Origin of the sequence: Streptomyces sp. ALB3, assembly GCF_044385685.1 — a bacterium.
GTDB lineage: Bacteria > Actinomycetota > Actinomycetes > Streptomycetales > Streptomycetaceae > Streptomyces.
Window position 1 is genome coordinate 160,151 of sequence record NZ_JBISCE010000008.1, and the last position, 22,842, is coordinate 182,992.

At 70.8% G+C, this 22,842-nt stretch carries 20 protein-coding genes and 1 pseudogene; 8 read left to right on the forward strand and 13 right to left on the reverse strand.

Translation table 11 applies throughout. The annotated features are described in order from the left end of the window. Positions 1-59: 59 nt before the first annotated feature. Positions 60-1,346 carry a hypothetical protein gene (locus ACHFIV_RS07605; RefSeq protein WP_398964923.1) on the reverse strand — a complete coding sequence of 429 codons (1,287 nt, stop codon included), beginning with the start codon at positions 1,344-1,346 and terminating at the stop codon, positions 60-62. Positions 1,347-1,418: 72 nt separating this feature from the next. Continuing rightward, positions 1,419-3,698, reverse strand: coding sequence for a transglycosylase domain-containing protein (locus ACHFIV_RS07610; protein ID WP_458575926.1), 2,280 nt, complete (start codon positions 3,696-3,698; stop codon positions 1,419-1,421). A 651-nt stretch (positions 3,699-4,349) separates the two neighbouring features. Here ACHFIV_RS07610 and uppS point away from each other — a divergent pair. The 3 genes from uppS (at position 4,350) to ACHFIV_RS07625 (ending at position 6,611) form a co-directional block, all read left to right on the forward strand. Continuing rightward, positions 4,350-5,033: a polyprenyl diphosphate synthase gene (gene uppS / locus ACHFIV_RS07615; RefSeq protein ID WP_398964927.1), complete on the forward strand. Its 684-nt coding sequence runs from the start codon at positions 4,350-4,352 to the stop codon at positions 5,031-5,033. 142 nt (positions 5,034-5,175) lie between these two features. After that, positions 5,176-5,790, forward strand: a complete 615-nt coding sequence (locus ACHFIV_RS07620; protein ID WP_398965944.1) for an ABC transporter ATP-binding protein — start codon at positions 5,176-5,178, stop codon at positions 5,788-5,790. After that, positions 5,787-6,611, forward strand: a complete 825-nt coding sequence (locus ACHFIV_RS07625; RefSeq protein WP_398964929.1) for an ABC transporter permease — start codon at positions 5,787-5,789, stop codon at positions 6,609-6,611. Before ACHFIV_RS07620 ends, ACHFIV_RS07625 begins: the two co-directional genes overlap by 4 nt. Before the next feature lie 183 nt (positions 6,612-6,794). Here the strand turns inward: ACHFIV_RS07625 and ACHFIV_RS07630 are convergent, their stop codons facing one another. From ACHFIV_RS07630 to ACHFIV_RS07670, 9 genes and pseudogenes are all read right to left on the reverse strand, one after another. After that, a complete protein-coding gene (locus ACHFIV_RS07630) occupies positions 6,795-7,883 on the reverse strand; it encodes a polyprenyl synthetase family protein (RefSeq protein WP_398964931.1) in 1,089 nt (362 codons plus the stop codon). A 134-nt stretch (positions 7,884-8,017) separates the two neighbouring features. Then, the gene (locus ACHFIV_RS07635; RefSeq protein WP_398964933.1) at positions 8,018-9,079 is read right to left on the reverse strand and encodes a polyprenyl synthetase family protein; all 1,062 of its coding nucleotides are present in this window, start codon (positions 9,077-9,079) and stop codon (positions 8,018-8,020) included. 184 nt (positions 9,080-9,263) lie between these two features. Beyond that, a complete protein-coding gene (locus ACHFIV_RS07640; RefSeq protein WP_398965946.1) occupies positions 9,264-9,860 on the reverse strand; it encodes a squalene/phytoene synthase family protein in 597 nt (198 codons plus the stop codon). A 6-nt stretch (positions 9,861-9,866) separates the two neighbouring features. After that, positions 9,867-10,223: a triose-phosphate isomerase gene (locus ACHFIV_RS07645; protein WP_398964934.1), complete on the reverse strand. Its 357-nt coding sequence runs from the start codon at positions 10,221-10,223 to the stop codon at positions 9,867-9,869. A 41-nt stretch (positions 10,224-10,264) separates the two neighbouring features. Continuing rightward, a pseudogene (locus ACHFIV_RS07650) lies at positions 10,265-10,564 on the reverse strand (triose-phosphate isomerase); the annotation flags it as partial. Positions 10,565-10,635: 71 nt separating this feature from the next. Further along, positions 10,636-11,244, reverse strand: a complete 609-nt coding sequence (hxlB, locus tag ACHFIV_RS07655) for a 6-phospho-3-hexuloisomerase (RefSeq protein WP_398964936.1) — start codon at positions 11,242-11,244, stop codon at positions 10,636-10,638. Positions 11,245-11,296: 52 nt separating this feature from the next. After that, positions 11,297-11,980 carry a nitroreductase family protein gene (locus ACHFIV_RS07660; RefSeq protein ID WP_398964937.1) on the reverse strand — a complete coding sequence of 228 codons (684 nt, stop codon included), beginning with the start codon at positions 11,978-11,980 and terminating at the stop codon, positions 11,297-11,299. A 777-nt stretch (positions 11,981-12,757) separates the two neighbouring features. Beyond that, complete coding sequence (locus ACHFIV_RS07665; protein ID WP_398964938.1) at positions 12,758-13,240, reverse strand: GNAT family N-acetyltransferase; 483 nt, start codon at positions 13,238-13,240, stop codon at positions 12,758-12,760. Between the two features lie 335 nt (positions 13,241-13,575). After that, positions 13,576-15,315: a SpoIIE family protein phosphatase gene (locus ACHFIV_RS07670; RefSeq protein WP_398964939.1), complete on the reverse strand. Its 1,740-nt coding sequence runs from the start codon at positions 15,313-15,315 to the stop codon at positions 13,576-13,578. A gap of 941 nt (positions 15,316-16,256) precedes the next feature. Here ACHFIV_RS07670 and ACHFIV_RS07675 point away from each other — a divergent pair. From ACHFIV_RS07675 to ACHFIV_RS07695, 5 genes are all read left to right on the forward strand, one after another. Beyond that, complete coding sequence (locus tag ACHFIV_RS07675) at positions 16,257-16,982, forward strand: glycoside hydrolase family 11 protein (RefSeq protein WP_398964941.1); 726 nt, start codon at positions 16,257-16,259, stop codon at positions 16,980-16,982. 494 nt (positions 16,983-17,476) lie between these two features. After that, positions 17,477-17,680: a cold-shock protein gene (locus ACHFIV_RS07680; RefSeq protein ID WP_398964943.1), complete on the forward strand. Its 204-nt coding sequence runs from the start codon at positions 17,477-17,479 to the stop codon at positions 17,678-17,680. A 337-nt stretch (positions 17,681-18,017) separates the two neighbouring features. Next, positions 18,018-19,511 (forward strand): DEAD/DEAH box helicase, encoded by a 1,494-nt coding sequence (locus ACHFIV_RS07685; protein WP_398964945.1) that lies wholly within the window; start codon positions 18,018-18,020, stop codon positions 19,509-19,511. A 210-nt stretch (positions 19,512-19,721) separates the two neighbouring features. Continuing rightward, positions 19,722-20,126 carry a CBS domain-containing protein gene (locus ACHFIV_RS07690; protein ID WP_398964947.1) on the forward strand — a complete coding sequence of 135 codons (405 nt, stop codon included), beginning with the start codon at positions 19,722-19,724 and terminating at the stop codon, positions 20,124-20,126. A 54-nt stretch (positions 20,127-20,180) separates the two neighbouring features. Beyond that, positions 20,181-20,489 (forward strand): SCO5918 family protein, encoded by a 309-nt coding sequence (locus tag ACHFIV_RS07695; protein ID WP_398964948.1) that lies wholly within the window; start codon positions 20,181-20,183, stop codon positions 20,487-20,489. A 92-nt stretch (positions 20,490-20,581) separates the two neighbouring features. Here ACHFIV_RS07695 and ACHFIV_RS07700 read toward each other — a convergent pair whose 3' ends face one another. Both ACHFIV_RS07700 and ACHFIV_RS07705 read right to left on the reverse strand, forming a co-directional pair. After that, the gene (locus tag ACHFIV_RS07700) at positions 20,582-20,941 is read right to left on the reverse strand and encodes a hypothetical protein (protein ID WP_398964950.1); all 360 of its coding nucleotides are present in this window, start codon (positions 20,939-20,941) and stop codon (positions 20,582-20,584) included. Positions 20,942-21,873: 932 nt separating this feature from the next. Further along, positions 21,874-22,749, reverse strand: a complete 876-nt coding sequence (locus ACHFIV_RS07705) for a class I SAM-dependent methyltransferase (protein ID WP_398964951.1) — start codon at positions 22,747-22,749, stop codon at positions 21,874-21,876. Positions 22,750-22,842: the final 93 nt, after the last annotated feature.

Genomic DNA, 22,842 nt, shown 5'->3' on the forward strand with positions numbered 1-22,842 from the left:
ACTGATGCGCGGATGTTTCCGGACTGTCACCGCGGAGGAGGGCGACGGCCGTTGGCCGGCTACTTCACGACGGTGGACCAGTCCGGGGACTGGGCGGGGTCGAGGCTGCGGAGCCGCTCCAGGGTGGCGGGCTTCTGGACGTCCATCCAGTCGGCGAGCTCCTTGAAGGACACGCACTTGACGTCCTTCTTGGTGCACACGTTCTCTATCATCCGGTCGACGGCCTTCATGTAGATGCCGCCGTTCCACTCCTCGAAGTGGTTGCCGATGAACAGCGGGGCGCGGCTGCCGTAGTAGACGCGGTCGAACCCGGCCATGTAGGTGTCCAGGGTCTCCTGCTGCCACTTCGGGTGCATGGCCGGGTCGCCGTCGGTCTTGCCCTCGGACTGGTTGTAGAGGAAGTTGAAGTCCATGGACAGGCCCTGGTACTTGCCGCCCTCGTACGGGAGCATCTGAAGCGGGAAGTCCCATATGCCGTTCTTCTTCTTCGGCCATATCTGGAAGTCGCCGGCGGAGCTGGCGTCGTAGCGCCAGTCGTAGCCCTTGGCGGCCTGGAGGAGATTGGCCTGGCCTTCGAGGCAGGGAGCGCGGCCGCCGACGACCTCGCGGCGTATGTCGAAGGGCAGCGGGTCGAGGTCGGTCCTGCCGGTGTTCGTCTTCCACTTCTCGACGAAGCCGTAGAACTGGTCGATCTCGCTCTTCCACTCGGGCACGCTCCAGTCGCCGCCGCCCTTCGGGCCGCAGAAGTGCCCGTTGAAGTGGGTGCCGATCTCGTTGCCGTCCTTCCAGGCCCCGCTGAGCTGCTCCAGGGTGGTGTAGACGTGCTCGTCGGTGGGGAAGCTGATGGCCGCGCTGCCCCGGGAGTGCTGCGGCGGGTCGTACAGGTCCTTCTTGCCCTTGGGCAGCAGGTAGATGCCCGTGAGGAAGAAGGTCATGTGGGCGTCGTGCCTGTCGGCCATCTCCCGGTAGTGCGCGAACAGTCCGTCATCGCCCTGGAGGGCGCCGTCCCAGGAGAAGACCACGAACTGCGGCGGCTTCTCGCCGGGCTTGAGGGGCTGGGGCTTGAGCTGCCCCTTCTGCGGGCCGGTGTAGGAGGTCGAGCCGTCGCCGATCACCTTGACCTTGCCGTCCCAGGCCGGTTCCTTCGAGGCCCCGGAAAGCGGCTGGCGCGGCGAGCGGTCCGTCGCGGACGCGGTCGGAGTGGTGTCGTCGGTGCCGGACAGGACCAGGTAGCCGCCCAGGGTGGAGGCGACGACGAGGAGCGCCGCCAGGGCGAGCGTTCTGGGGCGGGCGGGGAGACGGCGGGGTGCGGGGTCCTTGCGGCGTCGGCCCGACGGCTTGTTCATCTGCGGCTCAATCTCTCGGTGGCCTCAGTCTGTCGGAGGCGTCGAAGTGGACGGTGTCGGTCGCCCCGGTGGTCAGCCGAGTGGTTTCAGGGCTTGCGACCAGATGCCGTACGGGACGCTGTCGGCGATCGTGCCGCCCAGTCCCTCCAGCGGCAGGGGTTCGAGGCTCTTGGCCAGGTCGATCCGGTAGACGACGACCGCGGTGGAGACCTTCTTCTCGGTGCCGACGTACCAGGCGGCGGTGTCGTTCTCGGTGGTTCCCCTCTTTCCGGCGACCTCGCCGTTCGCCTTCGCGGCGGTCTCCGGATAGGCGGTACGGAAGGCGTCCGTCAGGGCTGACTGCACCTCGGCGGCGGTGTCGGCGCCCATGGCCCGGCGCGGGGCCGGGGTGTCCGTGGCGACCTCGCGGCCGTTGCGGGTGACCTTGAGGACGGTGTACGGCTCGGTGTGCCGGCCCTCGGCGGCGAAGGTGGCGTAGCCGCTGGCCATCCGGATGGCGCTGGGCGTCGAGTTGCCGGTGGCCAGTGCGGGCACCTGGGCGCCGAGGCTGGAGGACAGCAGACCGGCGGCCTGGGCGGTGGCGCGGACCTTGTCCAGTCCGGTGTCCATGCCGAGCTGCATGAAGGTGGTGTTGACGGAGGACGCGAGGGCCTGGTGCAGGGAGATCTGCCCGTAGGACCGCCCTTCGTCGTTCTTCGCGGCGACCTTGCGGCCGCTGCGGTCCCAGTAGGGCCCTTCCGGCGTGGTGACGGGCACCTCGTCGTCGCCGGGGTACACGGTCTCGCCCGTCAGCGGCTCGGCGGCGCCGTCCCGGCTCTTGCGCACGCCGTGCTCCAGAGCGGCGGCGTAGACGAACGGCTGGAACGCCGAGCCGGCGGGCACGGTGGTCGCGTTGGACTCGTTGTAGCCCTGCTTGCGGTGGTCGGGGCCGCCGTGGACGGCCAGGACCCGCCCGTCGACGGCGACGGAGGCGGCGCCGTAGTGGACGTGTTTCGCGGCCTCCGGGTCGCTCTTGCGGGCCTTGTCGCGGGCCGTGCCGACGGCCTGGGTGAGCTGGTCCACGCGCTTCTTGTCGAACGTCGTGTAGATCTGGTAGCCGCCGCGGTCGAAGTCCTTGTCGGAGATGTGCGCCGTCTTCTTGGCGTACTGGGTGGCGAGTTCCACCAGGTAGTCGCTCTGCTCACCGGTGCTGTAGAGCGGGTTGCTCTCCAGCACCTTCGGGAAGGTCCGGTAGCCGGCGCGCTCCTCCGGCGACAGCTTGCCGATCTCCACCATCCGGTCGAGCGTCCACCGCCACCGCTCCAGCGCGCGGTCGCGGTTGGCCGCACTGAGCGTCGGATCGTACAGTCCGGCGCCCTTGAGGAGGGTGGCGAGGAAGGCGCCCTCGCTGACGTTGAGCTCGCTCACGTCCTTGCCGTAGTACGCCTGGGCGGCGCGCTGGATGCCGTAGGTGCCGCGGCCGAACCAGCTGGTGTTGAGATAGCCCTCCAGGATCTCGTCCTTGCTCATCCTGTTGTCGAGCTTGAGGGCCATCATGGCTTCGGTGAACTTGCGGCTGTAGGTCTGTTCCTGGCTGAGGTAGGCGTTCTTGACGTACTGCTGGGTGATGGTCGAGCCGCCCTGGGTGCTGCCCTGCCCGACGGTGCGCAGGATGGCGCGGGTGAGACCCTTGGCCGAGATGCCGGGGTCGCTGTAGAAGCTCTCGTTCTCGGCGGCGAGCACCGCCCAGCGCACGTCCTCGGGCACGTCGTCCAGCTCCATCTCCTGCCGTTGCACCCAGCCGGCGCGGGCCATGGGGGTGCCGTCGGCCCAGAAGTAGACGGTGTCCTGCTGGGTGGCGAAGGAGTTGAGGTCGTCCGGGATGTCGGTGACGGCGTAGGCGACGGACAGGGTCAGGACGCTCAGCCCGAACGAGGCGAGGGCCGCGCCCCCGGTCTGCCGCCAGGAGGGCACCCAGCGCTTCCAGCCGGCCCGTCCGGGCCGGGGGTAGTGCGGCCGCACGCGGCGCAGCCAGGGGCCGAGGACGGCTACGACGACGGCGGTGGCGGCGACGACCGCGGCGGTGGCGGCGACGACCGCGGCGGTGGCGGCGACGACCGCGGCGTTGAGGCGGGCGGCGGGCGCCGACTTGGGCGCCTTGCGCCGGCGCCGGGCACCCGGCCGGCCGGATGCGGCGGCTTCGGTGTCCGCGCGGCGGGACGCGCGGGATCCGGAGGCGTCCGCCGGGGAGTCTCCGGCCGGTGCGGTCCGTCCGGTTTCTTCGGTGTCGGAGGGTATGCCGGCTGTGTCGTCGGGTATCTCACGCCGCCCTTCGCCGGATATCGCCGGCTGTTCGGCGCGGGTGGTGGGTATGCCGCCCTCGGGTACGCGGAGCTGGACCGTCTCGTCGGGTACGAGACGCTGCCCGAGAGCACGTCTGCGTGCCGAGGGACTCGACTCCGAGGGGCGTCCCTCACCGCCCTGAGCGTGTGCTCCCTGCCCTGCCTGGGTCACGTTCGGCCTCTCTCCGTACTTCCTACGCGCGCGCAGGCAGGTAGTACAGATGTACGAGGGCTCGACCCGGTTGCCGTTATGGCGGTCGCAAACCCTGACTTCCCCCCGACCTCACGGATCGCGGCTCTCAAATTACCAGCGCACTTCGCACGATCTCCACATGGTGCTCGGGCGAATCCGGTCACATCATGGCGGACCGGTGCCTGCGGGCCCCGCCCGGCGCTCTTCACCGGCGCGACGTCGCGGCGCTGCGGCGCACGCCGTCTCCGGCGGGCGTTGCGTCGGGTGGGGATGGTCGTTGTACGGGTGGGCGCCTGGTGAGACGGAATCACCACGGGCCTGGACACCGACTGTCGACGAGGAGTGATCATGGCGAACGTGGGTTCCCCGGGCGGGCCTAGTCCCGTCGCTTCCGTGGCCGGTGCCGACAGCGCCCTTTCGCTCGCAGCCACAGCCACACCCCCGGCCGATGTCGCCGGTCCGCCTCCCGTCCTCCCCTCCCTTCGTCACTTGGCCGTCATTCCCGACGGCAACCGGCGCTGGGCCGAGGACAGGGGTCTGCCGAGCATCGAGGGCCATCGACGCGGCTGTGAGCGGACGCTGGAACTACTCGACCGATGCCGCACGGGCACCGGGATCGAAGTCCTCACGCTGTGGACGACCTCCGTCGAGAACCTCAGCCGGTCCCGCGCGGAGGTGGACCGAGGACTGCCCGTCATCGCCGAGTTCGTGGGATACGTCGCCTCCCTGAGGCACTGGCGTATCGGCTTTCTCGGTGATCTCGACCTCCTGCCGGCCCCCATGGCGGCAGAACTGCGCGACCACGCGCACCGAAGCAGAACCGTGCGGGGTCCGCTGGTGAACCTCGCCATCGCCTACAGCGGACAGGACGAGATCACTCGTGCCGTGCGCAGGCTCCTGGACAGCCGGACAGCGGCGGACGGTCAGCTCCGGCCGGGACAGGGGCCGTTGAGCGCTGCGGAACTGGCCCGGCACCTCGACTCCGCCGGCCTGCCCGACCCGGATCTGGTGATCCGCACCTCCGGGGAGACCCGGCTGTCGGGCTTCATGCCGTGGCAGACGCTGCACTCCGAGCTGTACTTCTCACCCGTCCTGTGGCCGGACTTCGACGCGTCCGCCCTGGAGGAAGCGTTGGAGGACTACCGGGGCCGTCGACAGCGCAGAGGACTGTGACGTGCCGGCCGCGGCGCGAGCCGCGCCAGGGTGTGACGACGATCGAGCAGACGGGACGCGTGTGATGCGAACGACCGGTCACCAGGCGCATGCGCCGTACCGGGATCCGTCGGCCACGGCCGAGGGCGCGCCGAGCCTGCGCATGAGGGGGGTGTGCAAGAGCTATCGGAGCCGCCCCGTCCTGCGGGGGGTCTCTCTGGACTTGTTCCCGGGGCAGCTGGTGGGTGTGGTGGGCGAGAACGGCGCCGGGAAGAGCACCCTGCTGCGGATCCTCACCGGTGACCTGGCCGCGGACAGCGGAGTGGCGTGGTGCCGGGGGACGGTGGGCAGCTGCCCGCAGGACGCGGTGCTCCACGGGGCGTTCACCGTCGAGCAGCATCTGCGGTTCTTCCGGAGGGCCTACGGCCTGAACCGGCTCGACCGGGCCTTCGAACTGCTGGAGCAGCTGAACTGCACCGGCTACCGGGACCAGCGCGTGGAGACGCTGAGCGGGGGGACCCGGCAGAAACTCAACCTCGTCCTGGCCTTGATGCACGATCCCCAGGTGCTGCTCCTGGACGAGCCGTACCAGGGCTTCGACTGGGACACCTACCTGCGCTTCTGGGACCTGGCCCGGTCCCTGTGCGACCGGGGGTGCGCGGTGCTGGTCGTCTCCCACCTCGCCTACGACGCCTCCCGCCTGGACACCCTGTACCGCCTGGACGCGGGCGTGCTGTGCGAAGCGGAACAGACCGCCGCGGGCGGGTGGGGCTCGTGAACCGGTGGTGGTCCTGCCTCTGCTCCGCGTTGCGGTTCGCACTCGTCGAACAGGCCCGCAACCGGCTGGCACTGCTCATCGTGCTGCTCTTCGTCCCGCTGTGGACGACCCTGGCGTTCGAGGTGGTGGCCCGGACGCCGCTGCGCTTCCACGTGCGCCCGGTGGACCGTTGGCTGGTCATGGACGCCAACGTCCTGACCCAGATCACCGGGGCGCTGCAGGCTCTGACCCTGGTCATCGCCTTCATGATGTTCCTCGCCACCGCCCGCTCCGCCCTGTTCGACCGGCGTCTGGTGCAGGCCGGCTACCCGCGGTCCTGCCTGGCGGCGGCGAAATGCGCCACGCTGGTCCTGGTGGCCGCAGCGGTCGCCGCCTACGCCACCGCCTGGACCCATCTGCTGTGGCACCCGGCGCAGCCGACGGTGTTCGCCGCGGGCATGTTCACCGGCGCCCTCGTCTACGGCGCGTTCGGCATCGTGCTCGCGGCCGTGCTGCGCAGCGAGCTCGCCGGAATGTTCCTGGCCATCATGACCAGCTCCATCGATCTGCTCCTGCAGAACCCGATGATCAACCCGAACGCCGACAGCCCCGTCGTGCGCTACCTCCCCGCTCACGGCGCGGTGCAAGCCTGCGTCGCGGCCGGCGGCCTGGACACCGTGCCCTGGAGCTCCTTGCTCCTGGGGGCGGGATGGGCTCTGGGCATGGCAGCCCTGGGCATGACGGCCTTCGCCGTACGCACCCGCACACAGCGTCTGCCAGCCGGCCAGGCGGCCGGCCAGCAGACCGCAAGGGGCGCCACCGCCTCTGTTCAGGCACCGTGAGTTCTGCCGTCCACTCGCGGTGCCCGGAGGCCAGGTGCCCGGGCCCTCAAGCGCCGGGGACCGCGTGGGGCCGCCCGCCACGCCGGACTTCTCGCCATGCGCGTCGTGCCCGGGACCTGACATGCCCCTCGGGCTCCCGGGCTGCCGCGTGCACGGGGCACCGCCGTCGGTGTCCGGCGGGAGCTACCGGATCCGTTCCATGGCCCACCGCGGCAGGTACTCGAAGAACGCCACCGCCTCAGGGCGCCACCTCGAACGCCAGCCGGCCGCCTCGGCCGAGGCCAGTTCCGCGTAGCGCTGCATGTCGCAGCGCATCCGCGCGGGGACCCCCCGCCGTTCGGCGATCTCGCGGACGGCCCCGATGGCGGACTCGGTGCAGTCCGGGTCACCGAGCGCGGACTCCACCACGGTCTTCTCGGCATCCGTGGCGGCCGCGAGGATGGCATGGACGGTGTAGTTGCGCCGCCCGCCCCGGATGTCGGTGCCCATGGGCTTGCCCATGACCTGTGCGTCTCCGAACAGGTCGAGGTAGTCGTCGCGCATCTGGCCGCCGATCCCCACCAGCCGGGAGTAACTGCGCAGTTCGTCCTCGAAGGGAGCGGGTTGCCCGCCCGCCGCGAGCAACCCCAGCTGCATGGGGGCCAGCACTGAGTAGCGCGCGGTCTTGTAGTCGGCCACACAGTGCAGCGCCTCCTCGTCCGTGTGCCGGGAGAAGTCGCGCTCGAGGTCGATGATCTGGCCCACGAAGGTGTCCGAAGCTGCCCTGGTCTGCGCTTCGACCATGGCCTGCCGGATCGCGGGGGGTGCGTCCGACTCCAGGAGGACCCGCAGGGACAGGGCGAGCGCGAGGTCGCCCGCGAGGACGGCGAGTCCGATGGCGGCCTGCGGATGGCCGGGGAACTTCTGCCGGTAGGCGTAGTAGGTGGAGGGACCGTTCCTGCGGGTGGGGCTGTCGTCGATGATGTCGTCGTGGATCAGCCCGTGCGTCTGCAGCAGTTCGACGCTCAACGCGGCGTCGTCCACCGCCTCGGCCGGCTCGGTGGTCACCAGGCGGGCGGCCTCATGTACCAGCGCCACGCGCATCCGCTTCCCCCCGCGCAACGACAGGTCCCGCAGCAGGTCCAGGCACTCGGGCGTGAACCTGCTGAACGAAGGCACCTCCAGCTCGGTGCCGAGAGTGCGGAAGTACTCCTCGAACAGCGTGCTGAACCGGTTCTCGTATCCGGCTAGGCGCGCCTGGATCCGGGTGGTCAGGACAGCGGCATCAGTCACAGGGAAGACCTCCTGATCGAACGGACTGGGTACAGGCGCGGGCCGGCCGACCGCAGCGCGGAGTGAACCACGGGTGCGCGCCTCACTGCCTGGCCGGCCGAGGCTCGACGGGACCGGGAAGGGCCGAGGTCGTCTCAGGAACTGTAGGAAACGGCGGCAACGGCCAGCCGGTGCAACGCGCGGTCGGCGGCGGGCGGGAACGCAGCCGCCTCAAGCACCTGCACGACGTGATCGTAGCGTGCAGTGATCATGGCCTCGGTTCGTTCCCGCGCTCCCGTCGACTCCAGGATGGTCCTCACCTCGTCCGCCCCGCGCTCGTCCAGGTCGGGCCGGCCCACCAGGGCGCCGAGACGCTGCCGCTGCCCGGGACCGGCCGCCCGCATTCCCAGAGCAAGCAGCACGGTGCGCTTCCCCTCCCGCAGGTCACCCAGTCCCGGAGCACACGCGCCGTCCGTGCTGCCGAACACGTCCAGCAGATCGTCCCGGAGCTGGAAGGCCTCACCCAGCGGCAGACCGAGGTCCGTGCACCGGTCCAGGACCACCGAACCGGCCCCGGCGACAGCAGCGCCCAGCTGCAGGGGCCGCTCAACTGTGGCGGTAGCGGTCTTGTAGCGGACGATCCGCAACGCCGCCTCGACATCGTCCGCGTCCCGGCCGGTGCCCATCACGTCCAGGTACTGCCCGTACATCACCTCCTCCAACATCGCGTCGTACAACGCGTGCACCGCTTGCCGCCGTTCGCGGGACAGCTGTGCGGTGTGCAGCAGCTCCTGCGCCCAGATCAGGGCGAGGTTGCCCACCAGCAGGGCGCCACCCGCACCGAGCCGCTCCGCGCGCTGCGACGGAACCAGGCGGGTGCGCAGGGCGCGATGAACGGCGGGACGGCCACGGCGGCTGACCGAGTCGTCCATGATGTCGTCGTGGATGAGGGCGAATGCCACGAACAGTTCCAGCGACGCGGCCACCCGCACGGCGGTCTCCGTGTCCCCACGGCCGCCGGCGGCATGCCAGCCCACCACACACAGCAGGGCGCGGATGCGTTTGCCGCCGGCGGTCAGGAAGGACCGCAGCGTGTCCGCGACCTCGGGCGGAAGGCCCCGCCTGCCGGCCGAGCGAATCTTGCCGTCCAGAAAGTCCCGCAGTACCGCATCGACTCGCTCGCGTACCGCCGGCAGATCGACTTCTTCCTGGATCACGGTGGCAGCCGATGTCACAGGCACACCCCTTCGACCCGGGTCACAGGCTGACCGGCCCGGCTCGTGGCAAGCGGAACCCGACAGCTCGGCCCGCCCGGTACGACCGGTGTCCGCCCACGCCACCCGCTGTGCCCCATCACGCATTTGATCCGCATGCATCATCAACGACAGGAGCGGCGCTGAATCACGCCCGCTCCCCGGCGGACCGCCGCTCCTGGACCAGCAGACGCGGGCACGCCACCGGCACCCCCGCGACGTGATGGCCCGGAGCCGCTGGTGGCGCAGACGCGATACGCAGCGCACCGACGGACGATGAGGCCCCGCGACTTCGCCGATGACGCGGTCGGCCCCTTCGAGCGTGGACCCCATGCGCGGTGCCGGCAGTCGCCGAGATCAGTGCGCGGACACCAGGAGTGTCCCGGCCCTGCTCGAGATCGCCCCGCGTCACGCCGTGCCGTTGCGCGTCCTCGGCGGGCAGGCAGAGGTTTCCGCCCCGCAGTTCCTCCGCCAGGCCGGCGAGGAGATCGGTGTGCCGGCGCCCGTGGGCGAGCAGCCGGCAGGAGCGGGCGGACAGCTTTCCGTCACGCTGTTCCGACCTCCGTCCTTCTTCCGTGGCGAACCACGCGCTCCGAACTCCTGACGGAGTCGCTCCTCGGGCCGACTGCTCGCTGTGAGGTGCCGTCGGGCAGCACGGGCCCGCTGTGACTGCCGTGGTTGGAGTCCACGGAGGGGCCGCCGCTCCCGTCTCCGGTCCGGGAAAGGGGCCGGGCAGGGCCGGCAGGCCGGGTCAGCCGGCTTCGAGTTCGTGCAGGACGTCGCGGAGCAGGACCGGGTCCTGCGCGGCGCGGCCGATGGCGACGCCGTCCCAGGCTGCTTCCCGCCGTAGCGCGGTGTAGGTGCCCGGGAGGACGGCGCCGCCGTAGAGGAAGCGGACGTGGTGGCCGGGTCCCAGGGTCTCGTGCAGGCCGGTGAGGACGCGGGCGGCGTGGCCGGGGGTGGCGGGGTGTTCGCCGCCGATGGCCCAGGCGGGTTCGTAGAGTACGAGGGCGGGCCGCTCCCGGGGCAGTCGGGTGAGGACGGCGGCCTGACGGGTGACGTGGTCCCGGCGTCCGGGGCGCTGAGGCGGGTGTCCTCCCCGACGCACAGCAGGGGCACGAGTCCGGCGTCGGAGGCGGCGAGGACTTTGCGGGCGATCAGGGTGTCGTCCTCCGCGAAGAGGCGGCGGCGTTCGGCGTGGCCGAGCATCACGTGCCGGCAGCCGACCTCGGCCAGAAGGCCGGGGCTGACCTCGCCGGTGACCGCTCCGCCTTCGTACCAGCAGTTCTGTGCCCCGGCTGCGATGCCGGTTCCGGACAGATGCGTGAGGGCGGCCGGCAGGACCGGGTGGGGGAGGCAGGCGAAGAAGGACAGCCGGGCCAGTGCCGGGGCGTGGGGGACAAGGACGTCGTCGAGCCAGCGGAGCGTGTCGGCGAGCCCCAGATTCATCTTGGTGCTGGTGCAGCTCAGTGGTGTCGCAGCGGTGTCCACGAGGGCTCCTCGTCGGTGGCGGGGCGGGGTTACTCGAGGTTGGCGTGCCGGGCGAACATGGCGTCGGGGTCCGTGCCGCCGGCTTCCTGCATGAGCAGGACCAGGCAGTCGAAGAAGAGGAAGGCGCCCTGTTCGAAGAGGGTGCCCACGAACTGGGCGGACGAGGCCGGCTGGTGGTCCTGGCTGTACTCGGGCAGTCCCACCACCAGGTCGGCGAGGGAGGCGAGGGTGCTGTCACGGGTGCCGGTGACCGTCGCCACACGGGCTCCGGCATCGACTGCGGCCCGGGCGAGCCGTACGACGGTGGGAGTCTCGCCGGAGCCGCTGCAGGCGATGAGGAGGTCACGGGGGCCGATGGCCGGTGTCGTCGCGTCGGCGGCGATGTGGGCGGTGAAGCCGAGATGCATGAGCCGCATCGCGAACGCGTCGACGGCCATCTTGGAGCGCCCCATGCCCAGGACGAAGACCCGGTCGGCGGAACGGACGGCCTCCGTCAGTGCCCGGGCTTCCTCCTCGTCGGCCTGCGTGAGCAGCGCTTCGACCTCGCGGACCACTACGCGCCTGGCGCTGGCGAAGACGCCGTCGACCCCGACGGGGACCTTCTGGGGGCGGTCGGGGTGGCTGGACTGGTCGACCATGGAAGACGGCCTTTCTGCTCGGGGGCGCGATGCCCCATGTCGTGCGGCCTGTTCACCAGGTGTCGTGGTGGAGCACCTGCTCCACGGGGCGCCGGGGCGCAGGCCGGAACGTGTCTCCGTGGTAGTGGGCGACGGCCAGCAGCCCGGCCTGGCGGACGCCGTCGGGGAGGCCCAGGACCTCGGCTGCCTCGGCTTCGCGACCCAGGTGCAGGGCCGTGACCGCGCAGGCCAGGTCCTCCAGGCGCAGGGCGAGCATCAGGCTCCACATCGCGGGCCAGATCGACCCGTAGTAGACCGAGTGCGCGACGTGCCCGACCGGTTCGCGGAAGCCCAGCGCGGCGAAGCGCTCCTCGGAAGCCTCGGGCGCGGTCTTCATGCACGGCACCACCAGAACCGGCACCCGGTGCAGGTGGTCGGCGAGGTGCCGCGAGACCTCGTACAGCCGTCGGCGGGCCGCGTCGCTGCCCGCTTCTGCCCGCATCGTCTCGAGGTACGGCTCCGCCGCGAGGCGGTAGCACTCGGCGAGCGCCGCCCGGCGCTCCCTGGCCGTGACCACCACCCAGTGCCAGGGCTGCTCGTTGGAGCCGTTGGGAGCCTGTAACGCGACCGTCAGAGCACGCTCCACGGCCTTGAGTTCCACCCGGCGGTCCAGGTCCAGGCGACGACGGACGGAATGCGTCGTCGTCAGAACGGCGCGCGCCGACAGCTCATCACGGGGAACACGGTTCTCGTCCATTGCGACCACCTCCTCGCGAACGCCGACTCCGTTCGCGCCGAAACCGTCCGCACAGCCATGAGGAGCGCGTGGGCGAACGGTGCGCCGAGAGCCCGGCCGGCGAAGGCACGGACGTCCGTGCGGCGAGGCGCGCCGGGGCCGGCCTCGCGGGCCGGACCACCTGTCCGATGGCTTGCGTGTTCCTACCGTCCGCCGCACCCGCGCGCCGCACCATAGTCAGCAGGGAGGGGCGCGGAATAGTCCCCGCCGACACGCGCCCCGCGTGGACCCGCCGGGCCGGTAACCGCCCGGTACACGCCCCGATCCAGCCCGCTCGGAACACCGACAGGGCCCCTCCCCAGCGCCCACACCTTCCCGGTGCGGCGTTCAGGCCCCTTGGGCGCGCTGCGGAGTCCGCAGCGTGCGGGGCGCAGCGTATGCCGTGGTCACGGCCCGGGAACGCGAGTGTCGGCGTCGGCGCGCCGGCTACACCGGCAGCAGTCCGTCGAGTGGAACACCGGCCAGGTCTCGCAGGCCTTGGTCGACGTCACCACCACTCAGGTCCAGTCAGCACTCGTCGTGACCAGCATCGGATCCGTCGTCTCGGGGCCCTTCACCGGACTGAACCACAAGCGCGTGTCCACCTACGCCGATGTCGACGCCCTCCTCGCGTGCCAGAGTCCCCACGGTCTGTCCCAACTCGGCCCCGGCGTCTCCAACCTGACCATCACGCCCCTCGTCCAGCTCCCCGGTCCTCGACCGTCATCCGGCTCGGTGGGATGCATCGAGCGCGTCACGTCAGCAGAGTTGGCAGATGTAGGACAGGGCCGGCCTGCCGGTCAGCATCAGTTCGCCGCCGACGACGAACCCGTTGCGTTCAAGGACCTTGTGCGAGGCCGGATTGTCCAGCGTGGCCTTGGCGCGCAGCCCGGTGAGTCCGTACTGTGCGGCAGCGAGCCCGCGCACCTCACGCACCGCTGCGGTGGCCAGTCCCTGCCCGGCGGCCTTCCGCGCGATCCGGTAACCGAGCTCCGCCGATCCGTCCGCCACTTCGGTCAGGTTCACCCGGCCCACCACCTCACCACCCTCGGTCACCAGCACGTGGAGGTAATCCGTCCCGGCGGCCTGCCACTCGAGCAATTGCTCGAGCCGCGCGTCGAACTCGGCGAAGAACTCCTCGCCCCGGTCCGGCACCGACGCCGCGAAGTAGGCGCGGTTCTGCCGCTCGAAGTCGAGCAGGGCCGACGCGTGGCCGGGGCGGATCAACTGAAGTTCTGGCATCGGTGGTCAGAGGCGCGGTGTCGTTCCCGACCCGGTCACCCCGTCCCCCTTCCTCGTGATGTGTGTGACCGGGGTCGCTGAGGAGACGAATCCGCCCCGGTGACAATCCCGGCAGGGCCATGTGCCACGTCCGTACTCCTGCCGGCAGCGGACCGCGCGAGCTGGTGACGAACGCCGTGGCCGCCCTGCCTGAACGGGCCGGGGCCGGCGCCCGCCCCACCCGGGCCCGCGGCCTCGGGGCGCTCCAGGGAACCCCGAAGCCGACCACCTCGCGCGTCGGGCGCCCGGCCACCGGGCCGGTGAAGGCCGCCCTGCTCGCCCTCCCCACGCGCGGGTCAGGCGGGTCGTACGGCAGGGGGTGTGCGCAACGCGATCATGGCGACGTCGTCATCGTTGTCACTGGGGCGGACCTGGTCCAGCAGCAGGTCGCAGAAGGAGTCGAGGGGGCGGTGCGCGAGGGAGGCCGCGTGCCGGCTCAACCGGTCGAGCCCGTGATCGATGGAATGGTGCGGGGATTCGACCAGTCCGTCGGTGTAGAGCAGGAGCGTGGCCTCGGGTGGCAGGACGGTGACGGCGTCGGGGCGGGGCCGGGTGACCCCGGTGCCGAGGAGTATGCCGTGCGCCTCGTCGAGGTAGCGGGCCTGACCGTCGTGGGTGATGAGCAGGGGCGGAGGGTGTCCGGCGTTCGTCCAGCGCAGGTGCCACAGTGCGTCGTCGCCGAGGGTGAGTCTGGCGAGGATCATGGTGGCCATGGGGACCTCGGCCACGTGCATCACCGCCTCGTCGAGCCGGGTGACGACGGCGCTGGGTGCGGCCTCGGGCTGGGACCAGGCGAAGGCGCGCAGCATGTTGCGTACCTGTGCCATGCCGGCTGCGGCGTCGAGATCGTGTCCGACGACGTCGCCGATGGCCAGCGCGTGGACGTGGGCGGCCAGGGCGAAGGCGTCGTACCAGTCACCGCCCACGGAGGAGGCGTCCGGAGCGGGTACGTAGCGCGCGGTCATCTCCAGCCCGGGCAGGACGGGCAGCTGGGGCAGCAGGTGGCGCTGCATGGTCTCGGCGACCTTGCGCTGGCGCTGGTACAGGCGCGCGTTGTCCAGCGCCAGGCCTGCCCGGCGGGTGAGGTCCTCCAGCAGCGGAAGATCGGCGGAGGTGAAGGCGTCATGACGCCGGGCGCGGCCCAGGGTCAGGGCGCCCAGTACGTCGCGCAGTCCGCGAATGGGTGCGATGACGGCGGAGTGCATGCCTGTGGCGGTGAACAGGCGCTGCTGCTCGACCGCGATGCCGGAGTCCGGGGGGCCCTGGTAGGTGGCGGGGCCGGCGAGGGAGGAGGCGGCTCCACGCAGGGCCCGCGAGAGGGGCATCGGCGACTCCTCCGGCACGGGAGGCATCGGGCCCTGCAGGTCGTCCCGCTCGACGAGGATGCCGTCCTTGTGCTCCATCACGAGGACACGCCGTACCTCGTCACGCTCGGTGAGCAGGTCGAACACGGCCCAGTCCGCGAGCCGGGGCACGGTCAGGGCCGCCAGTCGGTGCAGCGCCTCGTCCACATCCAGGGTGGACGTGAGCTGCGTCGTCGTCTCCGCCAGCAGGCCCAGGCGGTCCAGATCCGTCAACGGAGCGGAGTGCCCGGCGTCGCTGTGGCGCACGTCCGGCTGCTTCGGCTCGTACAGCAGCGTCAGCGCACCCGCCCCACCCGGGCCGGACGCGTAGGGCGTGACCAGCCAGGACAACCGGACCAGGGCGCCGTCGCCGCGGGCGAACCACTCGCCGTCGCCCTGACCGGTGTCGCCCGCCAGGAGCGCCTTCCTGATCCGGCAGCGCGTGCGCGGCACCGAGTGCCCGTATCTGTCCCGGTGCAGCAGGTCGTGGAAGTCCTGACCGACGAGCTCCGAGGCTTCCCTGCCCAGCAGGCCTCGGGCCGCCTTGTTGACCGCGACGATGAGGCCGTCGTCATCGACCGCGAGGGCGGACGCCCGCAGGTCTTCCAGCGTTCCGTCGAGCAGGGCGTCGGCACGCGCCTGGTGCCCGGACAGGGAAAAGCCCTCCCTGCCTGGATCGGCGACGTCGTCCATGTCCCTCCTCTGCTGGAACTCCGATCAGGTCGATTACCCCGACCGGATACCGCCATGCGCCGGAGGGGCGTCATCCCCGCTGCGACGGCCTGAGCACATTCCCATGGTGCGGGAAGAACGTGCTGTCCTCAAAGACTCGCATGCCGAGCGCGATTGCGGACGGGGGAGGGAACGCCGGCCGTGACGCTTCGCGCACGTACGCGGAGCTATGCCGCACAACGGACCCTGATCCGAGGGCCCTTCGTGACTCGCGCGGCCGGCCGCTTCTCGATGACCACCACGTGGAGTGCGCGGGGAGTCAGGGGCTCGCCGCGGAAGTGGACCGTACGCAGGCCGGGCCGCCGGTCAGGCCGTGGACCGGCTGCCGAGGGGCGGCGGCAACCGATGGCAGGAGGCCGACTCCACCCGCGGGCTCGCCGACGTCGAGGGTCCAGGCCGGGGGGCAGGGCGAATTTCCCCGCGCCACCGCGTCCGGACGTCGGCGAAGGTCGCGGACCCCGCCGGGTCGTACACGGTGAGCCGGGCCGGGGCCGTCCGCGCGAAGCCGTTACGAGTGGCGCGCCGCCGTGGTGGCCTCACACCTCTCGAAAGTTTCGAAAGCAGTACCCATGCTTACGTTGCGTACCTCCCGGAACTCGTTCGACCTCTCGCGTCGGCTCGTTCACCAGGCAGCTTGACCAGCGCGTCAGTACGCGTCAAGGCTTCGCGCGGCACTCGATTCATTTCCGAAACATTGCCGAAAGTGTTGACAGGTTCATGAGGTGCTACGAAAACTATGGCCACCGAACGGCAGGAGTCCGTCGTCCCCGTCGCGCCATGTGGCCGGGAGCGGCGGTCGGTCACCACCGCACGAGGGCGGCCGACACCCCCGCCGTGTTTCATGCAAGGCCGCCGGGCGGCAGAAGCCGCCCGGTCCCCATCAGCCTTCACCGGGAGGATGCATGCAGCAGGACGGCACGCAGCAGGACCAGATCCGGCAGAACCCCGCTCCCCTCAACGGCCTGAGCCGAAGAGGCTTCCTCGGCGGCGCCGGCACCGTCGCGCTCGCCACCGCGTCCGGGCTGCTGCTGCCCGGCACCGCCCACGCCGCCACCACCATCACGACCAACCAGACCGGCACCGACGGCATGTACTACTCGTTCTGGACCGACGGCGGCGGCTCCGTCTCCATGACGCTCAACGGCGGGGGCAGCTACAGCACCAGGTGGACCAACTGCGGCAACTTCGTCGCCGGCAAGGGCTGGAGCACCGGCGGACGCAGGACGGTCCGCTACAACGGCTACTTCAACCCGTCGGGCAACGGTTACGGCTGCCTCTACGGCTGGACCTCGAACCCGCTGGTGGAGTACTACATCGTCGACAACTGGGGCAGCTACCGGCCCACCGGCACCCACAAGGGCACCGTCCACAGTGACGGCGGCACGTACGACATCTATCAGACGACCCGGTACAACGCCCCCTCCGTGGAAGGCACCAAGACCTTCCAGCAGTACTGGAGCGTCCGGCAGTCGAAGGTGACCAGCGGCTCCGGCACCATCACCACCGGCAACCACTTCGACGCCTGGGCGCGCGCGGGCATGAACATGGGCCAGTTCAGGTACTACATGATCATGGCCACCGAGGGCTACCAGAGCAGCGGGAGCTCCACCATCACGGTCAGCGGCTGACCACTGTCCGGCGGACGACCGCCTGCGGGCCCCGTCCTCGTGACGGGTCCCGCAGGCGTGGACGACGCGGACGGCGTGGGGCCCCAGGCGGCCGCGCGGTCCTGCCACCTCGACGCCCCGGCCGCGGCGCGACGCCCGGCGCCGCACCGTGAGGAGCCGCCGGCCGCCCCCTGGGGTGACGTGGGTGGGCCGTCCGGATTGTGCGCTCCGGGTGAATCAATATCTGTGCCCGTGAAATGAGGGTTCCACGGGCCCCGTGGTGAGAGTTATTGCCGCGGTGAGCAGGGTGAAATTACGCGGCGCGTGCAGGCCGTTCCTGCGTGCTACTGTCATCTCAGTTGCAGTTGTGGTTCCCAAAACTTCAAGTGCCTCCACCGGCTTCTGCCGGAGGAGCACTTCTGTATTTCCGGTCATTTCCGGTCGGGGTAATCATCGCGGCGACACGGCATCCGTACATTGCGGATCCCGATGTACTGCCCCAAAGGAGATATGACATGGCTGCTGGTACCGTGAAGTGGTTCAACGCGGAAAAGGGCTTCGGCTTCATCGAGCAGGACGGTGGCGGCCCCGACGTGTTCGCCCACTACTCGAACATCGCCGCGCAGGGCTTCCGCGAGCTGCTCGAAGGCCAGAAGGTGACCTTCGAGATCGCGCAGGGCCAGAAGGGCCCGACGGCCGAGAACATCGTCCCGGCCTGACCGCTGACGCACCTTGTGTAGCTGGGGCCCGCATCCTCCGGGGTGCGGGCCCCAGCTGTACGCATTTCCCGTACAAGCCGCACCGGCGGACGCGGAGGTACCGCGATCGCGCCCCGCGCGGATTTCCCCTCAGGGCGCAGGCCCCTCCCGAGGCGGCACACCGCGGCTCGACGCCCGGTTCTCACGCCCGTCGCTTCACCCACTCGGCACCTGCACCGGCGTGTATTCCCGCCGGGCAGATCTGCTCTCTCCACTCTTCGGTCCATTCTCGAAATTCGCCGAGCTGCTTCTTGCTGCGGGAATTCCTTGATATGCGCCGTATCGAGGAAGGTTCCGCATGAACCGCACACGTACGAACGACCGCAACGCCCGCACCCGGAACAGCGGTGTCGATGCCGGAAAAGCTGGAAGCCGCTACGGCTCGTCGGCACCGCGCCGGGCCGGCGGCCCGGCCCGCTCCGGCGGTCACGGCCGCAGGCCCGCGCCGACACAGGGTGAGTTCGCGCTCCCGGAGACGGTCACTCCCGCCCTGCCCGCCGTCGAGAGTTTCGCCGACCTCGGAATGCCCGAGCAACTGCTGGCCGAGCTCGGCCGGCAGGGTGTGACCGTGCCGTTCCCGATCCAGGGCGCGACGCTGCCGAACTCCCTGGCGGGCCGGGACGTCCTGGGCCGTGGACGCACCGGTTCCGGCAAGACCCTCGCCTTCGGGCTCGCTCTCATCGCCCGCACCGCAGGGCAGCGCGCCGAACCCCGCCAGCCGCTGGGACTGATCCTCGTACCCACGCGTGAACTGGCGCAGCAGGTGACGGACGCGCTGACGCCGTACGCGCGGTCCGTCAAGCTGCGGCTGTCCACGGTCGTGGGCGGGATGTCGATCGGGAGGCAGGCCGGCGCGCTTCGCAGCGGCACGGAGATCGTCGTCGCGACCCCTGGCCGGCTCAAGGACCTCATCGACCGTGGCGACTGCCGACTGAACCAGGTGGGCGTCACCGTCCTGGACGAGGCCGACCAGATGGCTGACATGGGGTTCATGCCGCAGGTCACCGCGTTGCTCGACCAGGTGCGTCCGGAGGGGCAGCGGATGCTGTTCTCCGCCACCCTGGACCGCAACGTCGACCTGCTGGTGCGCCGCTATCTGACCGACCCCGTCGTGCACTCGGTCGACCCGTCGGCGGGCGCGGTGACGACGATGGAGCACCACGTCCTGCACGTCCAGGGGGCCGACAAGCACGCGGCCACGACCGAGATCGCCGCCCGTGACGGCCGGGTGATCATGTTCCTCGACACCAAGCACGCCGTGGACCGGCTCACCCAGGACCTGCTCGACAGCGGCGTCCGGGCAGCAGCGCTGCACGGCGGCAAGTCGCAGCCGCAGCGCACCCGCACGCTGGCGCAGTTCAAGTCCGGGCACGTCGGCGTGCTGGTGGCGACCAATGTCGCGGCGCGCGGCATCCACGTCGACCACCTCGACCTCGTCGTCAACGTCGATCCGCCGACCGACCACAAGGACTACCTCCACCGCGGCGGCCGTACCGCCCGCGCCGGCGAGTCGGGCAGCGTCGTCACCCTCGTGACGCCCCGCCAGCGTCGTGACATGGTCCGCCTCATGGCGGACGCCGGTATCCGGCCGCAGACCACCCAGATCCACTCGGGCGGCGAGGCCCTGAGCCGGATCACCGGCGCCCAGGCCCCCACCGGGATCCCGGTCGTCATCACCGCACCGGTGTCCGAACGCCCCAAGCGCGCCGCCTCCTCGCGAGGCCGGCGCCGCCCCGCTCCGGCAGCGCGGCGCACGCCGGCAGGCGGGTCCGGCCTCGGCGCGGCAGCCTGAAAGCTGTCCCGTCATCCCCGGCGGACGCACGACGACAGCTACGGCACCTCGCCGTGCTGTCGGAACGCCCGCATACATCCGGTGTGCGGACGTCCCTCCGCCCTGCGGCGCACCGCATCTGACGCCGGACGCTGATGCGCCAGGGATACGGGACAGCCCCAAGGGACGCACGTGATCAGGAAGCTGACCCACCACCTCAGGAGGCACCCTTTGACGCCGGTTCAGACGCAGCTCCTCGTGACGGGCGCCGACCCCGCACACCGTCCGGTGACCGAGGCCATGGACGCGGCCGGGCCGCAGGTGTGCGACGACATGAGCGTCGAGGTCGCTCTGGCTGTCATGGCCGCCGCCCGCACGGGCCGGCTGGTCGTCTGCGACCAGGACGGCCGACGCACCGGACTGGTCACCCTGGCCGAACTCGCCGCCGTCCGGGACGGTCACGCCTACACGGACCGGGTCCGCCTGCGCGACCTTCTCGTCGACCACCGATCGCTCACCTCACCCGTGACCGGCGGGGCAGGAGCCGGGCAGGCGACGCGCCACCTCCGGCTCGGTTCCCGTCCGGTGGCCGCCGGGCGAGGCGGCGCCCCGGGCGCCCCTGGCCTTTCCCGCTGACCCGCTCACCCGTGGTCGGACCGTTCCGTTCCCCACTTCTCACCGTGAGGTCACATGCGCTGTGTCATCGCCCGCTTCCCGTTCGATCTCACCAGGAGTGGCGTGCTGGACTCGATGAGGGGAGTCAAACCGGAGCCGGGTGCGGGTGAATCCGTGATCATCGGCCGCCGCCACTACCCCGTCAAGCAGGTCGGTCAGGTCATCACGCACCAGGACCGACGCGACTTCAGTGCGGCAGAGGTCCTCCGGGCCATGAGCAAGCTCGGCTTCACCTGCCGGACTTCTCCCACGGCCGCCCCCGAGGTCACCCTCAGTCCGCTCCAGCGGGCTTCCGCGATGCTGGGCACTCCCGACGCGGCCTGAGCCGCAGGGGACAGCGGGATCCCGGACACCCGGGAAGGGCCTGACCGGCATGCCGGTCAGGCCCTTCTGCGTGCGACTACCGCCGGAACCGCTCAGAGGTCCGAATAGCTGAAGTCGCCCACCGTCCAGGCGCTGACGTCCTCGATCGCCACACGGTACATTCCGCCCGTCTCCGGGATCCCCACCGTGCCCTGCAGGATCCGGGCGACATGGAAGTGCAGATGTGTGGGAACCCCGTCCTTCTTCGCGGGTGCCTTGAAGACGGCGGAGAACTCGCCCAGGCGGGCCGAATCCGTGAGGACATCCGACACCCTCTGCCTCCACACGGCTTCAGGGGCCAGCCGACCGGTGATGACAGCGCCACCGGTGACCACGGTCATTGACATCTGGTTGCTCTGCCCGGATTCCACCAAGGTGGCGATGTCAGCGAGCAGCTCGTCAGGCTTCGACATGGAGCAGATTATATTCGCTGGTCGTCCGGCCGCCCCGGCGGTGGCGGTACGGGCTGGACGGGCCGCTTCGAAGTACGTGCGGGAGCCCGGTGGCCGTGCGGTACCGGGCGGGGCCGGCGGGGGTGCCGACTGCGATCCGGGGCCGGCCCGCAGGCCGGGGCGCCCGTGTTCCGCTGTCACGTGCACCTCTCCGCCGGGCGCGTGGAGGGGCCCTGGTGCCGTTGGCACCAGGGCCCCGAAGGAACTGCTACACCATCTGCCGGCCTGTCAGTGACGCGCCGGCCTTCTGTTTCCGCGTGCCCGGCCCGAAGGCTGCCGGGGGTGCGGGGATCGCGGTTGCCTGACCGGAGACCACCTCACTTCGATGTCCTGCGGTACCGGGCTCATGACGTCCGCCCGGGCGATCCTGATGGCGTGGCGCCTGGCTCCTCCGTTTCTTCCCTCTGGGGTCACGCACGTGCCCTGTTGCCCTACTCCCGGTGCGCGCGTCCGCAGCCGACGCCTTCACCGGGGAACTGCTCACCGACTTCGCTGCGGGGTACTTCGCACTGCGTCCGGTACTGCTTCGCGGCGGCCCCTGATCACTGCGGGCCACCCGGTCCGGTCGTCAGCCCCGTCGCCGTCCCGCGACAACCCTGGCTTCGGAACTCCACCACCGAACCGTCCTGCGTACTGCGGCAATCCGTACTGCTGCCCGGCAGTTCGTCTCTGCCGGGCCCTGCTGTCCTTCTGGCTACGTGAGAAACCATAACCACACCGCCCCCGGATGTCTACTCTGCCCACGATAGATTTCTGTGTCTGCGGTGGTGAGGTAATCGACCCCGAACGCCGACGTACGGCGATGCGCGGCGAGGCGCGGGAAGGATGCGCAGGAGGGCGGACACCGGCACGGCGGCGTTCCACCTGCTCCAACGGGCCGGACGTGCCGCGCATCAGTTGCCGCGGCGTGCGGCCCAGACGGTGCGTTCGGTGCGTACGGCAAGGTCGGTGCGGCGCAGGATGCTGTGAGGGCTGTCGGTGTCGAGGAGTTGGTCGAGGGCGGTGAGGTCCTCGTGCGGCAGCGCGGGCGCGGCGGTGTCCCGGATGCCTCGCAGGACGCTCAGGGCGTAGCGGCCGATCGCATCGGTGCGGGAGCCCTCGATGTCCACGGTGATGGTCCGTTCCCCTTCCACGGTGAAGCCGGCGGCAGTGAGCATCGGCCCCCAGTCGGCGCCGCGGTGCGGGACGTGCTCGGTGTGGAAGCGGTCGGTCGCCGCGTGGCAGCGGTCCTCCAGGCCGGGCCGGCCCTCCGGTGCGCTCCCGGGCAGGAAGCGCGGGAAGCCGGCCAGTTCCACGACGGCGAACAGGCCGCCGGGTGCGAGCACGTCATGGACGTGGCGCAGGGCGCGGCCGGGGTCGGCCATGTGGTGCATGGAGGCGGACGCCCATACGAGGCCGGGCCTGCCCAGTGCGGGCCAGTCGGCGGCGTCGAGGTCGGCCTGTACGGTGCGCACGCGCTCCCGCACCCCCTTCGAGCGCGCCTTCTCCCTCAGGCGGTGCAGGTACTCGGCCGAGGTGTCCACCGCGGTGACATGTGCGTCCGGGAAGCGGTCGAGGAGGGCGAAGGTGCCGGTGCCGGTCCCGCAGCCGAGGTCCACGATCTCGTGGGGGGCCGGCTCGACGGGCAGCCACGCGGTGATCGCGGCGGTGTGCTCGGCGAGGACTTCCGCGTCCAGGTCGAGGATCTCCGCCTGTGTGCCGGAGTCGGCGGAGGGCTGGTGAGCGTGGTGTGCCCCGTGGTGGGGGGTGTGCTGATGCGTGTGGGCCATGCGTTCACGGTAGGACGAGGTTGCCGCACAAGCATGATCAGTTGCCGGATACGCAAGAAAACGGTGGTGGGCGGTGCCGTACGCGCACGCGCC

Coding starts and splice junctions, on each gene's coding strand:
- ACHFIV_RS07675 (WP_398964941.1), top strand. CDS start 16,257: ATGCAGCAGGACGGCACGCAGCAGGACCAGATCCGGCAGAACCCCGCT.
- ACHFIV_RS07605 (WP_398964923.1), bottom strand. CDS start 1,346: ATGAACAAGCCGTCGGGCCGACGCCGCAAGGACCCCGCACCCCGCCGT.
- hxlB (WP_398964936.1), bottom strand. CDS start 11,244: ATGGTCGACCAGTCCAGCCACCCCGACCGCCCCCAGAAGGTCCCCGTC.
- ACHFIV_RS07620 (WP_398965944.1), top strand. CDS start 5,176: ATGAGGGGGGTGTGCAAGAGCTATCGGAGCCGCCCCGTCCTGCGGGGG.
- ACHFIV_RS07700 (WP_398964950.1), bottom strand. CDS start 20,941: ATGTCGAAGCCTGACGAGCTGCTCGCTGACATCGCCACCTTGGTGGAA.
- ACHFIV_RS07670 (WP_398964939.1), bottom strand. CDS start 15,315: ATGGACGACGTCGCCGATCCAGGCAGGGAGGGCTTTTCCCTGTCCGGG.
- ACHFIV_RS07680 (WP_398964943.1), top strand. CDS start 17,477: ATGGCTGCTGGTACCGTGAAGTGGTTCAACGCGGAAAAGGGCTTCGGC.
- ACHFIV_RS07660 (WP_398964937.1), bottom strand. CDS start 11,980: ATGGACGAGAACCGTGTTCCCCGTGATGAGCTGTCGGCGCGCGCCGTT.
- ACHFIV_RS07695 (WP_398964948.1), top strand. CDS start 20,181: ATGCGCTGTGTCATCGCCCGCTTCCCGTTCGATCTCACCAGGAGTGGC.
- ACHFIV_RS07665 (WP_398964938.1), bottom strand. CDS start 13,240: ATGCCAGAACTTCAGTTGATCCGCCCCGGCCACGCGTCGGCCCTGCTC.
- ACHFIV_RS07685 (WP_398964945.1), top strand. CDS start 18,018: ATGAACCGCACACGTACGAACGACCGCAACGCCCGCACCCGGAACAGC.
- ACHFIV_RS07705 (WP_398964951.1), bottom strand. CDS start 22,749: ATGGCCCACACGCATCAGCACACCCCCCACCACGGGGCACACCACGCT.